This window comes from Streptosporangium sp. NBC_01810 (assembly GCF_035917355.1).
Lineage (GTDB): Bacteria > Actinomycetota > Actinomycetes > Streptosporangiales > Streptosporangiaceae > Streptosporangium.
In genome coordinates, this window is record NZ_CP109070.1 from 1,918,966 (window position 1) to 1,934,475 (window position 15,510).

Sequence of the window (15,510 nt, forward strand, 5' to 3'; positions counted from 1 at the left end):
TATCACGGGCGAGATCAGGACTGCAAATGGAACCGCGCTCCCTAGTCGGCGGCCACCTGGGACGTCTTACCGTGGTTGATCACCCTGCGGATGTTCGGGAGGATCAGCAGCGCGACCAGGAGTTGGCTGCCGAGCATCGCGTAGCCCACCGCGGCGATCCCGAAAAGGGGGAACAGCACGGTGATCGAGGTGAGGACCAGCACCGCCATCCCGATCTGGATGAGTGCGAGCTTGCGGGCCTCGCTCTGCGCGCGCAGCATGCTGAGGCAGATCTCTATCACTGTCTGGGGAAGTACGGCGATCGCCATCAGGCGGAGCAGCGGCGTGCCCGCCTCGGCGAACCCGGGGCCGAACACGCTCAGGATCAAGGGTGCGCCGACCACGACCACCGTGATGACCGGTCCGACGATCAGGAAGGTGCGGCGCAGCGCGTTGCGCACGCTCTGCGCCAGTCGGGTGGCGTTGAAGGACCCCTCGACCGTGAGGGACACCGCCATGTTGGCCGCCAGCAGCCCGACCATGGAGCCCAGCGTGTGGGCTATTGAGAAGTAGCCGAACGTCGGCGCGTCGTCGAGCCAGCCCGCGATGATGACCGGGACCAGGTAGAGGATCAGCAGGATGGAGAACGCGCCGGGGAAGTCTCCGGCCAGGAACCGCCCCACCTCGCGCAGGCGCGGCGGGTTCGCGGCGCTCTCCTCGGTGTTCTTGACGTGTTTGGGGATGATGACGCCGAAGATGAACCAGCTGATCGGGATCAGCGCCATGGCCGTCGGTATGATCCACGAGACGAAGATCCCGCCAAAGAGGCCGCCCTCCGGCAGCGCGAACGCCAGCGCGGCGAGCATGCCCATCTTGACCAGGCCGAACGCCAGGCTGTTGACCGGCACCCAGACGGCCTTGCGTAGCCCGGCCAGAGTCACGTCCTGGAGGGTGAAGATCGTCCAGATGAGAACCGAGACGAGGAAGAACAGTCCTGGGCCGAACCCGGCGAGGTCGGCGTAGACCGTCCCCCACGCCGGCAAGGTCAGCAGGAACCCCAGCGCCGCCACCAGGCCGGTGGCCCCGGCGATCGCGTAGCCGCGCAGGACGAACTCGGCGGTGCGGCGGCCGGCCACCGGGATGAACCTGGCCAGCGCGCCCGCGAAGGCGAGCCCGGTCAGAGAGGCGAACAGCCGCATCGCGCTGATCACAGCCTGGCCCTCACCGAACGCGGAGGCGGTGTACATGTGCGTGGCGAGGAACCAGTAGCCGAGGCCCAGCACGGCGGTGATCCCGGTATTGATCATCAGTGCGTAGCCCTGGAGGAACAGGGGGTTTCTCAGGTCCTTGCGCAGGCGGTCCATCAGGCCGTTCCTGCGCTCCTCGGTCACTGTCCGGCCCATCGCCTGGTCGCCTCCGTCGCGCGTCACCTCGTCGTCATCATGGGGCGGAGCGCTTGCATCGACCTTGCCGTCGGCTGTACGCAGGCCGGTGGCCGAGTCCGGCCAGGTGTCCGGTGGGTCCGGCCGGGTGCCCGGCTGGTTCGGCCGGGTATCCGGCGAGAGAGTGCCGCCCTCGTGCCGGGCAGGCAGCCCCGTGCCGTCCTCATTCACCTCGACGCTCCCGATCCGCACCGTTTTCCGGGGCGGTGCCGGATGCCCGCCCATCGCTCGCGCGGGGTGGTTCGACGGCATTCCCGGGGGGAGCGGGATGGCGCCTCACCAACGTTCGCGTCTCGCCACGAGACCGGCCGGTCACCGAGGGGTACATGAGAGTCGGCACGTGAGCCATGATGCCCCAGTTTCAGGCGGGCCGTGTCCGGCATGTATCCGGAAGTACCCGGCAGGACTCGATTGCGATGGGGGCCGCCCTGTTTTATCCGGGATTGGCGCTGCCACCCGCGGAGGCGGCCGGGGTGGCCGGAAGGATTCAGGAGGTGAGGAGGCGGTCCAGGACGCGGACGCCGAACTCCAGGCCCTCGACGGGGACCACGTCGAGATGGCCGTGGATCAGCAGGGCATCGGGCGAGTCGCCGGGGATCCTGGCGACCACGCCGGTCCTGCCGGGGCGGGAGCGGCACCTCCGGGTTCGCCCTGTGTACTCCCGGTCGGCTGTGACGCCGTTACCTCCAAGAGGGGCCGGGAGCTTGGTCGCTACTCGCTGAGCGCGGCCTGCGAGGTCTTCTTGGCCGCGGCCTTGGCCACGCTGGGGTCGCCCGCCGCGAACGCCGCGGCGACCTTTCCCCCAATGCGCCCGCGCTCGCTCACCTCGATTCCGTGGGACTTCGCCCACGCCCGGATCTCGGCGCTCCGCTCGCGGTTGCCGCCGGACCCCTTCGTCTTGCCCTTACGGCTCAGGGCGGTGCTCGCCTTGCGGGCGGCGGACTGGAAGGGTTTAAGGGCCTCTCGAAGTTTTGTGGCGTTCTTCGTGCTCAGGTCGATCTCGTAGGCGGTCCCGTCCAGGCCGAACGAGACGGTCTCGTCCGCCCGTTTCCCGGTGATGTCATCGGTGAACGTGACGACTTGCTGACGTGCCATTGTGTCACTCCTTAATCTTGGCGCCAGAGTGTGCGGCTGTGAACCCGGCCGGCGACGGCTCCCGCGTCTCTTCTCCGCGAGTAAAACTCTAGCCCCTCCTTTCGCCGTCGCGCCGGGAAACCCTGTCCGCCGGAGATCCACTCGATCAGGTTAATTACCCAAGGTTGAACTCCGGCGTCTCCGCGTCATTGGGAAATGCTTCCCGCTCGCGAGGGATTAAAAACGACGGAGGTGCGGTGCGCCCCTTGGTGTCTTGGCTACCGAGATCTGTCGGTTGCCCATGGCGGGTTTTCTGGACGGAGGTGTCTGAGCGCTTTGGAGTTTCGTGACCTCCGAGTGGTTTCCGCCCCGGTCGCCGTGAAAAAATCGACTTCGGCCACTTGGGGGGGTCTGGTCCATCGTTCCACTGCCGCTCGCTTCGAGGCCTCCACCGCGCCGGCCGTGATGTCCCACCGGTGCGCGAGTGAGTCCTCCATCCCCTTTTCGCTGGCCGTGACACTTGATGGGGTGAGGGGCCGGCGAGTGAACCGGGTCCGGAGGGAGGGGCGTGGCAGGGGAGAAGCGCTGTGGGACCCGCTCCGGATGCCCGTCGGACAATTCGCGCATGCCAGGTGTCTGCCACCGAACATGTTCCAGGATTTCCGGAGGACAAATGACTTCCTCGCGCTCCGGAATGCGGGCCGCAGGTCTCCGGTTTTGCCGGCACTTGAGATCGGATGCGTTCGAAGGTGGTCGCCGACACGTGGCCGATCACCTTGGGGCATGGTCTCGACACGCTCGGGTGAGGCGAGGCCTGCCACACGGACCGTACGATTTCGGGCGCCTCCCATTGTGGGCGAGGAGGAGCCGCAGGCTCCGTTTGCCCCTTGACCGCCATTGGCCCGTTCCATCGTCTGGGCGGATCAACAGCCGGTGTTCCCTGAATTGTTCGTGTAACGGCCGGAGAGTGATATGGGCATTGCCGGTCCCCCGCGCCCGGGGGCGCCGGTCGATGACCGCCTGGACGAGATCGGCCGTACCTCCCGCACGGCCGGGGGTCAGAGGTAGAGGCCGGTGTGCTCAGGGACGGCAGTGCGGCTGAGCAGGCCGTCGCGGAGGGCGAAGAGTTCGGCGAGGGTCGCACCGGAGGGGGAGAGCCCTTCGGTGCCGCCGAGCCAGTGGGCGGCCTCGTCGTAGGGGAGGCGGCCGACCTCGATCTGGGCGAGGCAGCGGCCCGGGCGGGTGACGGACATCAGCCGCGACAGCGGCTCGCCGACCGACCTGGCGTAGTTGCCGCGGACCTCCGCCCAGGGGGAGGCGGTGATCGGCCTCTCCGAGCGGCGGCTGCCGCCGGGCGTGGCTCCGGCGAGAAGTGGACCTCCTTGAGTACGGACATGGCGGTAATGATCCTCTTGGCACGCCCGCCGGTCGACGGGTTTTCGCGAGGTGGCCGGGCTCAGGGTGCCACCGGCGGTGCGGGGGCCTCGGGGGCGGTGCGGAGCAGGGCGTCGACCAGGGGGCTCGGCGGGCGGGTCAGCGGGCCGGTGAGGACGAGGGCACGTTCCAGGGACGGTTTCAGCGGGATCATGACGAGCCCGGGGGTGAGGAGACCGCGGCCGAGGTCGGGAACCGTCGAGACGCCGATGCCCGCGGCGATCATGCCGATGAGCGTGCCGAGCTCGCGCACATGCTGGGCCGGAGCGTAGGGGACACCCGCCATGGAGCACAGGGTGCGGGTCTGCGGCTCGCAGCCCCCCTGGAGACCAGCAGCGGATCCTCCAGCAGCTCGGCCATCGCGATGTGTTCCTGGCCGGCCAGGGGATGGTCGGTGCGGACCACCGCGTGGAAGGCGTCGCGGCCCACCACCACGTGCGCGGGAGGCGGGGGCGTCGGGTCGACGAGGATCGCGGCGTCGACGACTCCGGTCTCCAGCCAGGGGGACAGCTCGTCGTCGTCGCCCTCGAAGACCTGCACCTCGACACCGGGGAGTTCCGCGCGCCACGTCCGCATGAGCCGGGGGAGCAGCCCGCAGCAGACCGTGGGCGGGGCGGCGACGCGGACGACTCCGGCGAGCCAGTCCGTCCTTGCCCGATATCTCGCGCTGAGCCCGCTGCTGGCCACCGGTCCCGTGCACCTGGACCTGCCCGTCGTGGCGAGCATGGCGGCCCTGGGCATCCTGGGCACGGGGCTCGCCTACATCTGGAACACCACGGTCATCGCCCGTTGGGGGGCGACGGCAGCCTCGACGGTGACGTACCTGACCCCGCTGGTGGGTGTCGTCCTCGGGGTGCTCGTCCTGGGCGAGGCGCTGACGTGGAACCAGCCGCTAGGGGCGGTGGTGGTCGTCGTCGGCATCATGACCGGCCAGGGTGTGTTCACCTCCTGGACAGGTCGCCGGTCTCGGTGACAAGGGTTTGGTCGAGGTGACGCCGTCACCCGCCCACGCGCCGGCGAAGGAGGCCGGACCTTGATCGCCACTCGCTCGCCGCCGGGGGCGTGCGCGAGGTAGACGACGCCCCGCCCGCCCTCGCCTATTCTTCCGGCCGGAAGGCGCCGAGCCGGGTCGGATCGTCAGGGGTGAGGGGGGCGCGACCATGAGGGCAAGGCTATCCATGCCCGTCTGAAATGGGAGGAGACGCGGGTGGACGGCGGCTGCCGAGAGGAGTGCGGGCGTTTTCCTGGTTCAAGCCATCCGGTTGCGGTTAAGGGGACGGCTGTTTCGCTGCCCGACGACTATCCGGTGTGCTCTCAGATCCTGATACGACGGAGATCGGTTGATTAATAGCACTGTATGGTGCCGTGTCAACCGTTACCCTCCGTAGGGCAGTATCCCCCAGACAGTGGAGACATTCCGTGGCCATCGATCTTGTTACTCGCCGCGAGTGGGGCGCTCGCCAGCCGCGCGGTTCCTACAGCAGGCTCAGCTCCACTCGGGGAGTGAAGGTCCACTACACGGGTGGCCAGGTCAGTCCGGACATCGTGAACGACCACGCCAAGTGCGTTGCTCTAGTGAAATCCATCCAGAGCCACCATATGGATGGCAATGGATGGATTGACGTCGGTTATTCGATGCTGGTCTGTCCGCACCGGAAGGTCTTCGAGGGCCGGGGCCCGAATCGCGTGCCGGCCGCCAACGGTGCCGGTCTCAACAGCGACCACTACGCGGTGCTCGGCCTGGTCGGCTCGTCGGGGCTCACCAAGCCGACCGACGGCATCCTGCACGGCATTCTCGATGCCGTCGAATACCTCAGGGACAAGGGCGGGGCAGGCAAGGAGATCAAGGGCCACCGCGACGGCTACTCGACCAGCTGCCCCGGCGAGCCCCTGTACGCCTGGGTCAAGCGGGGTGCCCCCCGTCCCGGTGGAGGGCCCGCCAACCCGCCGGAACCGCACCCCTCCTTCCCCGGCCGTACGCTCAAGCAGCCGCCGGTCATGAAGGGGGAGGACGTTCGCACCTGGCAGCGGCAGATGCGCGACCGAGGCTGGAACATCGACGTCGACGGCCTGTACGGCCCCGGCTCCAGCGACGTCTGCAGGAGGTTCCAGAAGGAGAAGGGCCTGTCCGTCACGGGCGCCGTCGACCGCGCCACCTGGGACGCGGCCTGGCAGGAGCCCGTCAGCTGAATGGTCCGGGAATCCCCCGCCCGATCCCCCTGACGACCCTCCTGTTGATGTTTGTCAGGAGCCCGGCGAGAGTTCGAAAAAAGGCAACGTTTAGTATCCGGTGCATGACGGTGCCGCCTGAGGAACCCCGACCGGCCGCCGAGTTCCCGCCGACCACGCGTGAGCGGTGGCGGGAGCTGGCGCTCGGGGTGTTGCGCAAGTCCGGGGTCGAGACCGGTTCCCCGGAGGAGGCGTTGGCCTCCACCACGTACGACGGTGTGACGATCGCGCCACTCTACGACGCGTCCGACCTGCCCGGTGATCCCGGCCTTCCAGGATCCGCCCCCTACATCCGGGGCTCCGCCCCCGAGGGGGGCTGGGAGGTGCGGCAGCGCCACGAGGTGCCCGATCCCGAGGCGATCCTCACCGACCTGGAGAACGGTGTCACCTCGCTGTGGCTCACCCTCGACCCCGAGGACCTGCCGCGAGCCCTGGAGCGGGTCCACCTGGATCTGATCTCGGTCACGCTCGATGCGGGCAAGCGGACCCGCGAGGCGGCCGAGGTGCTCATCGGGCTGGCGGGTGAGAAGGCCGGCACGCTGAAGGGGAACCTGGGAGCCGACGCGCTCGCCGACGCGGAGACCGCGATCGAGCTGGCCCGCCGCTGCGTTCGAAGCCACCCCGGCCTCAGGGCCGTCACGGTGGACGCCACCGCCTACCACGACGCGGGAGGCGGTGACGCCGAGGAGCTCGGCTGCTCCCTCGCCGCCGGGGTCGCCGCGCTGCGTACCCTGACCGGCGCGGGCCTGACCGTGCCCGAGGCGTTCGGGCAGCTGGAGTTCCGGTACGCGGCCACCGCCGATCAGTTCCTCACCATCGCCAAGCTCCGGGCCGCCCGCCGGCTCTGGGCGCGCGTCACCGAGGTGTGCGGCGCCCCCGACGGGGGACAGCGGCAGCACGCGGTGACCGGCTCGGCCATGATGACCGCCCGCGATCCGTGGGTGAACATGCTCCGCACCACGCTCGCCTGCTTCGCGGCCGGGACCGGCGGGGCCGACGCGGTGACCGTCCAGCCCTTCGACGCCCGCCTCGGCCTTCCGGACGCCTTCGCCCGCCGCATCGCGCGCAACACCCAGTCGCTGCTCGTGGAGGAGGCCGGTGTGGCCCGGGTGATCGACCCGGCCGGGGGCTCCTGGTACGTCGAGCGGCTCACCGAGGATCTGGCCTCCAGCGCCTGGGAATGGTTCCAGGAGATCGAGCGCGCCGGGGGCATCGGGGCCGCCGAGGGCTCCACGCTCGTCGCCGAACGGCTCGCCGCCACCTGGGAGCGGCGTTCGGCCGCCATCGCCAGGCGCCGCGACCCGATCACCGGTGTCAGCGAGTTCCCCGACCTCGCCGAGAAGCCTCTGGTCAGGCAGGCCAGGCCCACCGGGGATACCGGGGTGCACTACGCGCAGGAGTTCGAGGCGTTGCGCGACCTGGCCGACGCCCAGGCGAGCCGGCCGAAGGTCTTCCTGGCGACCATCGGCCCGGTGGCCGCGCACACCGCCAGGGCGTCGTTCGCGGCCAACCTGTTCCAGGCGGGTGGTATCGCCACCGTGGCCGGTGGCGCCGCGACGGACCCCGCGGAGATCGCCGCCGCGTTCTCCGCGGCCGGTACCGAGGTCGCGTGCCTGTGCTCCAGCGACCGGCTGTACGCCGAGCACGCCGAGGCGGTGGCCGCCGCGCTGAGGGGCGCGGGGGCGCGCAGGATCTGGCTGGCAGGAAAGGGCGGGTTCGAGGGCGTGGACGCCAACCTCTACACCGGGTGCGACGCGCTCGGCGCGCTCCGGACGACCTTCGAAGACCTGGGGGTGGCTCGATGATTCCCGACTTCTCCGAGATCGAACTCGGCACGCGACCGGCGGTGGCCGCCCCGGCCGCGGCGGACGGACCTCGTGGCCCGGTGTGGGAGACGCCCGAGGGGATCGAGGTGAAACCGCTCTACACCGCCGCGGACACCGATGGTCTCGACTTCCTGGGGACCTACCCCGGCGTCGCGCCCTACCTGCGCGGCCCGTACCCGACCATGTACGTCAACCAGCCGTGGACCATCCGGCAGTACGCCGGGTTCTCCACCGCGAGTGAGTCCAACGCCTTCTACCGGCGTAACCTGGCCGCCGGGCAGAAGGGGCTGTCGGTCGCCTTCGACCTGGCCACCCACCGGGGCTACGACTCCGACCACCCGCGCGTCGCCGGGGACGTCGGCATGGCGGGCGTGGCCATCGACTCCATCTACGACATGCGGCAGCTGTTCGACGGGATCCCCCTCGACAAGATGAGCGTGTCGATGACCATGAACGGCGCGGTGCTTCCGGTGCTCGCGCTCTACGTCGTGGCCGCCGAGGAGCAGGGGGTGGCACCCGAGCAGCTCGCCGGGACCATCCAGAACGACATCCTCAAGGAGTTCATGGTCCGCAACACCTACATCTACCCGCCGGGCCCCTCGATGCGGATCATCTCCGACATCTTCGCGTACACCAGCGAGAGGATGCCGAAGTTCAACTCGATCTCGATCTCCGGGTACCACATCCAGGAGGCCGGGGCCACGTGTGACCTGGAGCTCGCCTACACCCTCGCAGACGGGGTGGAGTACCTGCGGGCGGGTGTCGAGGCGGGCATGGACATCGACAGGTTCGCGCCGCGCCTGTCGTTCTTCTGGTGCATCGGCATGAACTTCTTCATGGAGGTCGCCAAGCTGCGGGCCGCCCGGCTGCTCTGGTCGCGGCTGGTGTCCGGGTTCGACGCGAAGAACCCCAAGTCGCTCTCGCTGCGGACCCACTCGCAGACCTCCGGCTGGTCGCTCACCGCCCAGGACGTCTACAACAACGTCGTCCGCACCTGCGTCGAGGCGATGGCCGCCACCCAGGGCCACACCCAGTCGCTGCACACCAACGCCCTGGACGAGGCGCTGGCCCTGCCCACCGACTTCTCCGCGCGGATCGCCCGCAACACCCAGCTGCTGCTCCAGCAGGAGTCGGGCACCTGCCGGGTGATCGACCCCTGGGGCGGTTCCTACTACGTCGAGCGGCTCACCCACGAGCTGGCGGCCAAGGCATGGGCCCACATCGAGGAGGTGGAGGCCGCCGGGGGCATGGCGAAGGCGATCGACGCCGGGCTGCCCAAGCTCCGCATCGAGGAGGCCGCCGCCCGTACCCAGGCGCGCATCGACTCCGGGCGCCAGCCGGTCATCGGCGTCAACAAGTACCGGCCCGACGCCGACGAGCCCATCGAGGTGCTCAAGGTCGACAACACCTCCGTACGCGCCCAGCAGCTCGACAAGCTGCGCCGCCTGCGCGCCGAGCGCGACCCCGAGCGGGTGGAGGAGGCATTGACGGCACTCAGCAAGGGGGCCGCGAGCGACGGGAACCTGCTCGCGCTGGCGATCGAGGCGGCCCGTGCGATGGCCACGGTCGGGGAGATCTCCGACGCCCTGGAGCGGGTGTTCGGGCGGCACGCGGCACAGATCCGTACGATCACCGGCGTGTATCGTGAGGAGGTGGGATCAGGCGTGGACACGGTCCGCGAGGCGTGCGCCGAGTTCGAGCGGCTGGAGGGCCGCCGCCCCCGCATCCTGGTGGCGAAGATGGGCCAGGACGGTCATGACCGGGGCCAGAAGGTGATCGCCACGGCCTTCGCCGACCTCGGCTTCGACGTGGACGTCGGCCCGCTGTTCCAGACGCCCGAGGAGGTCGCCCGGCAGGCGGTCGAGGCGGACGTGCACGTGGTCGGCGTGAACTCGCTGGCCGCCGGCCACCTCACGCTCGTGCCTGCGCTCCGCGAGGCGCTGGCCGAGCTGGGCGCGGAGGACGTCATGATCGTGGTCGGCGGCGTCATCCCGCCGGGCGACTTCGACGAACTGCGCGCCGCGGGCGCGAGCGCGATCTTCCCACCCGGCACCGTCATCGCCGACGCGGCCAGGGGACTGCTGGCGGACCTGCTCACCCGGCTGGGTCATGACGCGCACGCTTGACGACTACGTCCAGGGGGTGAAGGAGGGCTCCAGGGTGTGGATCGCGCGGGCGATCACACTGGTGGAGTCCTCCAGGGCCGACCACAGGGAACTGGCCCAGCGGCTGCTGGTCGAGCTGACCCCGCTGGCCGGTGCGGCGCGCAGGGTCGGCATCACCGGTGTGCCCGGCGTCGGCAAGTCCACGTTCGTCGACGCGCTCGGCACGTTGCTGACCGGGGAGGGCCACCGGGTGGCGGTGCTCGCCGTCGACCCGTCCTCGACCCGTACCGGCGGGAGCATCCTGGGTGACAAGACCAGGATGTCCCGCCTGGCGGCCGACCCGGACGCCTTCATCCGCCCCTCGCCCACCTCGGGCACCCTGGGCGGGGTCGCCAGGGCGACCCGCGAGGCGATGGTCGTGGTGGAGGCGGCCGGGTACGACGTCGTCCTGGTGGAGACCGTCGGCGTCGGCCAGTCGGAGACCACCGTCGCCGACATGGTCGACACCTTCCTGCTGCTCACCCTGGCCAGGACGGGCGACCAGCTCCAGGGCATCAAGAAGGGGGTGCTGGAGCTGGCCGACGTGATCGCGATCAACAAGGCCGACGGAGCCGAGGGCAGCCCCCACGAGCTGGACGCGCGCAGGGCCGCCAGGGAACTCGCCGGCGCGCTCCACCTGCTCGGCGCGGAGCGTACGCCTCCGGTGCTCACCTGCAGCGGGCTGACCGGTAACGGCCTGGAGGAGCTCTGGCTCCAGGTCGTCAGGCACCGCGACGCCCTGGAGGCCTCGGGGGAGCTCGCCGAGCGCCGCCGCCGCCAGCAGGTCCGCTGGACCTGGGCCATGGTCACCGACCGGCTGCTCACCCGGCTCCGTGAGCACCCGGGGGTCGCGGCGATCATCGCCGAGATGGAACGCGAGGTCGCCGAGGGTGAACTCACCCCCTCGCTGGCCGCCGACCGCATCCTCGCGGCCTTCGGCAGGGGCGACTGACGGCTCCGGGCGCGAATCTCCGGTAACCCTGGGTGACATCGGGTGACGGCGCGCTGGGGAGCTGATCCGTCATTTAAGCCGCCGTGTTAAGCGCATGTTAACGAAGCTCGTGTCCGAAACGGGCAGGGTTTATATCAAATACGAGCTTGATCACTTCTGGTAGGTCATGTGATACTTCATGTGAAGACTTACCAATGATGTGATGTGATGCGCTTTAGTACGTAAATCCGGTACTGAGACAGGCGAGGAGACCCGGAGTACTCTGGAAGGATTTCGGTCGGCCGGTTCTGATCCGCTGGTCGGCCAGTCGTTATCCATGCACCGGGTGGGAGCGGGACAAGTGGAATGTCCCCGTTTCCGAACGCTGCCGCGCTCACCCGCGCGGACGGTTGTCTCACGCTGCGCGAATTCACATCACGTGAGGTGGGAGACGTTTGCCTATGTCCGTCGACGTGCATACCGGTCCCGGTCGCCGAGTGAGATCCATTCCGATACGCCAGGCCCTGCCGAAGCTGCTCCGTGAACCGGCGGGCGCGCTCGCCGAGTTCGCCCGGGAGGCCGGCGGGGAGGTCGTCCGGCTGGAGTTGGGACCGTTCCGCCCCTACCTGGTCACCCATCCCGACCACGTCCAGCAGGTGATGCGCGTCGAATGGACGAACTACCGGCGCCTGGGGATGTTCTGGCGCCCCCTGGAGCGGCTCTTCGGGCACAGCATCATGAGTGACGGCGAGCACTGGCAGAACAGCCGGAAGGTCCTGCAGCCGCTGTTCACCACGCGGTACATCGCCACGATCGCCGAGGAGGTGTCCAGGCGCGTCGCCGGGCGCGTCCAGGAGTGGGACGGGTACGTCCAGTCGGGGCGCGACTTCGACGCGGCCACGGAGATGTCCGGGATCCTCAGCTACATCGTCAACCGGGTGCTGTTCGGGGACAAGCTGAACCGGGAGGACGGGGAGCGCATCATCCCCGCCTTCGACCGGGTGTCCCACTCGCTTGTCTACCGGATCCTCATGCCGTTCATGCCGTATTTCATCCGGATCCCCGGCGACCGGGCCTTCCTGAAGGCCGTCAGGGAGATCGACGACGTGGTCTTCCCCGTGGCGAGAAAGGCGATGGCCGACCCCGACGACAACGTCGACGTCATCTCCGTGCTCTGCCGGTCCGTCGACGAGAACGGCGACAGGCTCACCGAGAAACAGATCCGCGACGCCCTGGTCAGCGTGTACGCCGCGTCGTCGGAGACCACCGCGATGGTCCTCACCTGGCTGTGGCTGCTGCTGGACGAGCACCCGGACGTCGAGGCCAGGCTCCAGGCGGAGATCGACGAGGTGGTGGGCGCGGGGCCGGCCCGCCCAGAGCACATCCCCCACCTCACCTACACCCGCATGGTCCTTCAGGAGACCCTGCGCCTGTACCCGGCGGGCTGGCTGCTCCCTCGCATGGTCATGGAGGACGCGGAGATCGGCGGTGTGCGGATCAAGGCCGGCTCGACGGTGCTGGTAACCCCGTACGCCACCCAGCGGCTTGAGGAGTTCTGGGAGCGCCCGGACGAGTTCGACCCCGAGCGGTTCGCGCCCGGCAGGTCCGAGAGCGAGGAGCGCAGGCACAGGTACGCCTACTTCCCCTTCGGCGGCGGGCCGCACAAATGCCTGGGCGAGCCCCTGTTCTACATTGAGGCGCCGCTCGTGGTCGCGAGCATCCTCAGCCGGTTCCGGATGTCGGTGCGCACACCGGGGCCGTTCATCACGGGGTGGGCCGCCTCGCTGCGCCCCAAGGGCAAGGTCGAGCTGGGCGTATCCTCCGCCCGGCACGATCAGGGCGGGGTCTTGCGATGACGGCGCGACTCGACCCCGGCATCCGGCCGGAGGCCATGGAGGCGACGGCCGCCGGGACGATCTGCGCCCGCGCCGGCCGCTCCCAGCGGGACATGCGCGAGTGGGCGGAGACCTATCCCGGCCTGTTCTCCGCGAAGCCCTTCGACGCGGCCCTGTACAGCACCCTCTCGCTCGCCATGGCGTTCGGCGGGCCCTGGTTCACCGCCGAGCAGCTGCGGATGGCGAACAAGACCTCCCTGTGGGCGTTCGGGCTGGACTGGCTCGTCGACTACGTCGCCACCTCGCCGGCCGAGGTGGCGGACATCTCCCGGCGATGCCTGGACGTGGCCGCCGGGGGTCCGCCGGTCCCCGGCGACGACCTCACCCGCATGCTCGCCGGCATCCGCGACGAGCTCGCCTCCTCGCCGGTCTTCCCCGAGCTCGGGCCGATCTGGCGTGACGAGCTGGAACGCATGCTGGACGGGATGCTCGTGGAGTGGCGCTGGAAGAGCGACAAGGTCGTGCCGACCTTCGAGGAGTATCTCGGCAACGCCGACAACCTCGGCTTCTCCTTCGTGTTCGCCGCCCACTGGATCCACGTCACGGGCCGGGGCGCGGTCGCGGACGTCGGCCCGCTGCGCGAGGCGGGCTGGGCCGTGCAACGGGTCATCCGCCTCCTCAACGACCTGGGCACCTACGAGCGGGACGTCGCCTGGGGAGACCTCAACGTCCTGCTGCTCGACATCGGCCGCGCTGAGGTGGAGCGGCGGATCGCCGAGCTGGCGGCCCGGAGCAGGGAGCTGGTCGCCCCGCTTCGGGAGGCCCATCCGGAGCTGGCGGGCTACATGGAACGGCAGATGGACTTCTGCGCTGGTTTCTACCAGGTCGGTGACTACTGGGGGACGTTGTGAGCATCGACGACCTGTCCGCCCCCGCGGCGCTCGACATCTCGCCGGAGATCGGCCGGAGGGTCCCTACCGGGTCCGACGCCGGGAGCGGCACGAAGACCGGCACCGGGCCAGGCGACGGGATCGACATGGTCGCCGAGGCGCGCGAGCTGGTCGCCGGGCTGCTGGCCCAGCCCTGGGGGCAGGTGTCCGCCTCCCCGTACGAGACCGGCCGGGTGGTGAGCCTGGCCCCGTGGCTGGCCGGGCACGCCGAGCGGGTCGGGTTCCTGCTCGCCACCCAGCGGCCGGACGGCGGCTGGCACTCATCCGGCGACCATGCCCTGGTCCCCACGCTGAGCGCGGTCGAGGCGCTGCTGGCCGAGATCGGGCGCGGCGCCTCCGCCGACCTCGACCTGCTCGCCAAGGCGGCCGACCGCGGGCTGGAGGCCGTGAGGAAGCGGTTCCGCCGCGCCGAGTCCCTGCCGGACACGCCCGCGATCGAGCTCATCGTGTCGTCCCTGCTCTCCCTGATCGACGGTCACCTCGGCGGGGCGGGGCCGAAACCGCCCCCGGGCATGGACGGTGCCAAGTTGGCCTCGGTCAGGGCGTGGCTGACGTCGGGCGCGGAGATCCCGCAGAAGCTGGTCCACGCCCTTGAGGTCGCGGGGGCGGAGGCGACGGCGGCCTCCGGGATCCTTCCCACGCCGATGCCCGGCGGGATGGCCGCCGTCGGTGCCTCGCCCGCGGCCGGCGCGGCCTGGCTGGCCGCGTCGCCCGGCTCCAGGCCAGGCCAGGAGGCGGCCGTACGGCGTTACCTGGAGGCGGTCGTGGCCTCCACCGGCGGGCCGGTGCCCTGCGCCCTCCCCATCAGCGTGTTCGAGCGCGGCTGGACGCTCAGCTGGCTGCGGCGCGCGGGAATCCCGGTGGACGTGTCACCGGAGCTGGTCGCGAGCCTGCGGGACGGGCTCGGTCCCGAGGGGGCCGCCACGGGGCCCGGTCTTCCCGCGGACGCCGACACCACCTCCGTCGCCCTGTACGCGCTGGCGCTGATCGGCGAGCCACGCGAGCCCGAGGGGTTGTGGCCGTTCGAGACGGAGACCCACTTCTGCACCTGGCGCGGAGAGGAGGGAATGTCCCCGACGACCAACGCGCACGTGCTCGACGCCTTCGGCGAGTACCTGCGCCGGTGCGGGGGGGAGCCCCGCCACGAGGCCGTCGTGACCAAGCTGGCCGGGTGGCTGCGTGACCGCCAGGAGGCGGACGGCAGCTGGACGGACCGCTGGCACGTCTCGCCGTACTACGCCACCGCCTGCTGCGCCATCGCGCTGCACGAGTTCGGCGGTGAGGAGTCGGTGGGCGCGGTGGACAGGGCACTGGAGTGGGTGTTCGGCACCCAGCGCGCGGACGGGTCGTGGGGCCGGTGGGAGGGCACCGCGGAGGAGACCGCCTACGCGCTGCAGACCCTGCTGCTGACCGGCGCGGCGCGGGGGGAGCGGTGGCGGGAGGCCGTGGAACGTGGATACCGCCGCCTGGCGGCCACCCGCGACGGCGAGGCGCCGTCGCTCTGGGTCGACAAGGACCTGTACCTGCCGGTGGCGATCGTCAGGGCGGCCGTTCTGGGCGCGCTTCACCTGGCACGGCGCGGGCTCTCACTTCCGGAGACGACTCGTATTGAGAATTGACGATGAATGCGAAACGGGACAGAAGGGTACATCTGCTCTGTCCCGCC

Annotated in this window: 12 protein-coding genes and 2 pseudogenes; 8 read left to right on the forward strand and 6 right to left on the reverse strand. The window is 70.1% G+C overall.

Annotated features, from left to right (window positions below; all coding sequences use genetic code 11):
• Positions 1 to 41: 41 nt before the first annotated feature.
• From OIE13_RS08820 to OIE13_RS36600, 6 genes and pseudogenes are all read right to left on the reverse strand, one after another.
• Positions 42 to 1,592: a lipopolysaccharide biosynthesis protein gene (locus OIE13_RS08820; protein ID WP_326641203.1), complete on the reverse strand. Its 1,551-nt coding sequence runs from the start codon at positions 1,590 to 1,592 to the stop codon at positions 42 to 44.
• Positions 1,593 to 1,908: 316 nt separating this feature from the next.
• Positions 1,909 to 2,031 carry a hypothetical protein gene (locus tag OIE13_RS08825; RefSeq protein ID WP_326647124.1) on the reverse strand — a complete coding sequence of 41 codons (123 nt, stop codon included), beginning with the start codon at positions 2,029 to 2,031 and terminating at the stop codon, positions 1,909 to 1,911.
• A 101-nt stretch (positions 2,032 to 2,132) separates the two neighbouring features.
• Positions 2,133 to 2,516, reverse strand: coding sequence for a histone-like nucleoid-structuring protein Lsr2 (locus tag OIE13_RS08830; RefSeq protein WP_326641202.1), 384 nt, complete (start codon positions 2,514 to 2,516; stop codon positions 2,133 to 2,135).
• A 1,037-nt stretch (positions 2,517 to 3,553) separates the two neighbouring features.
• Positions 3,554 to 3,748 (reverse strand): hypothetical protein, encoded by a 195-nt coding sequence (locus OIE13_RS08835; protein ID WP_326641199.1) that lies wholly within the window; start codon positions 3,746 to 3,748, stop codon positions 3,554 to 3,556.
• A gap of 6 nt (positions 3,749 to 3,754) precedes the next feature.
• A pseudogene (locus OIE13_RS08840) lies at positions 3,755 to 3,955 on the reverse strand (DUF5925 domain-containing protein); the annotation flags it as partial.
• Positions 3,952 to 4,505, reverse strand: a pseudogene (locus OIE13_RS36600) (LysR family transcriptional regulator substrate-binding protein). The pseudogenes OIE13_RS36600 and OIE13_RS08840, both read right to left, overlap by 4 nt.
• Between OIE13_RS36600 and OIE13_RS08855 the strand changes: the two are divergent.
• The 8 genes from OIE13_RS08855 to OIE13_RS08890 all read left to right on the forward strand — a co-directional run bounded on the left by OIE13_RS08855 (position 4,504) and on the right by OIE13_RS08890 (position 15,463).
• Positions 4,504 to 4,902, forward strand: a complete 399-nt coding sequence (locus OIE13_RS08855; RefSeq protein WP_326641195.1) for a DMT family transporter — start codon at positions 4,504 to 4,506, stop codon at positions 4,900 to 4,902. The pseudogene OIE13_RS36600 and the gene OIE13_RS08855 overlap by 2 nt on opposite strands.
• A gap of 662 nt (positions 4,903 to 5,564) precedes the next feature.
• Positions 5,565 to 6,119: a peptidoglycan-binding domain-containing protein gene (locus tag OIE13_RS08860; RefSeq protein ID WP_326829858.1), complete on the forward strand. Its 555-nt coding sequence runs from the start codon at positions 5,565 to 5,567 to the stop codon at positions 6,117 to 6,119.
• Positions 6,120 to 6,223: 104 nt separating this feature from the next.
• Positions 6,224 to 7,963 carry a methylmalonyl-CoA mutase family protein gene (locus OIE13_RS08865; RefSeq protein ID WP_326641191.1) on the forward strand — a complete coding sequence of 580 codons (1,740 nt, stop codon included), beginning with the start codon at positions 6,224 to 6,226 and terminating at the stop codon, positions 7,961 to 7,963.
• The gene (scpA, locus tag OIE13_RS08870; protein WP_326641189.1) at positions 7,960 to 10,110 is read left to right on the forward strand and encodes a methylmalonyl-CoA mutase; all 2,151 of its coding nucleotides are present in this window, start codon (positions 7,960 to 7,962) and stop codon (positions 10,108 to 10,110) included. The genes OIE13_RS08865 and scpA overlap by 4 nt, the downstream gene beginning before the upstream one ends.
• Positions 10,094 to 11,080, forward strand: a complete 987-nt coding sequence (meaB, locus tag OIE13_RS08875) for a methylmalonyl Co-A mutase-associated GTPase MeaB (protein WP_326829859.1) — start codon at positions 10,094 to 10,096, stop codon at positions 11,078 to 11,080. The genes scpA and meaB overlap by 17 nt, the downstream gene beginning before the upstream one ends.
• Positions 11,081 to 11,556: 476 nt before the next feature.
• The gene (locus tag OIE13_RS08880) at positions 11,557 to 12,915 is read left to right on the forward strand and encodes a cytochrome P450 (protein WP_326641185.1); all 1,359 of its coding nucleotides are present in this window, start codon (positions 11,557 to 11,559) and stop codon (positions 12,913 to 12,915) included.
• Positions 12,912 to 13,805: a terpene synthase family protein gene (locus tag OIE13_RS08885; RefSeq protein ID WP_326641183.1), complete on the forward strand. Its 894-nt coding sequence runs from the start codon at positions 12,912 to 12,914 to the stop codon at positions 13,803 to 13,805. The genes OIE13_RS08880 and OIE13_RS08885 overlap by 4 nt, the downstream gene beginning before the upstream one ends.
• A complete protein-coding gene (locus tag OIE13_RS08890) occupies positions 13,802 to 15,463 on the forward strand; it encodes a prenyltransferase/squalene oxidase repeat-containing protein (RefSeq protein WP_326641181.1) in 1,662 nt (553 codons plus the stop codon). The genes OIE13_RS08885 and OIE13_RS08890 overlap by 4 nt, the downstream gene beginning before the upstream one ends.
• Positions 15,464 to 15,510 lie beyond the last annotated feature (47 nt).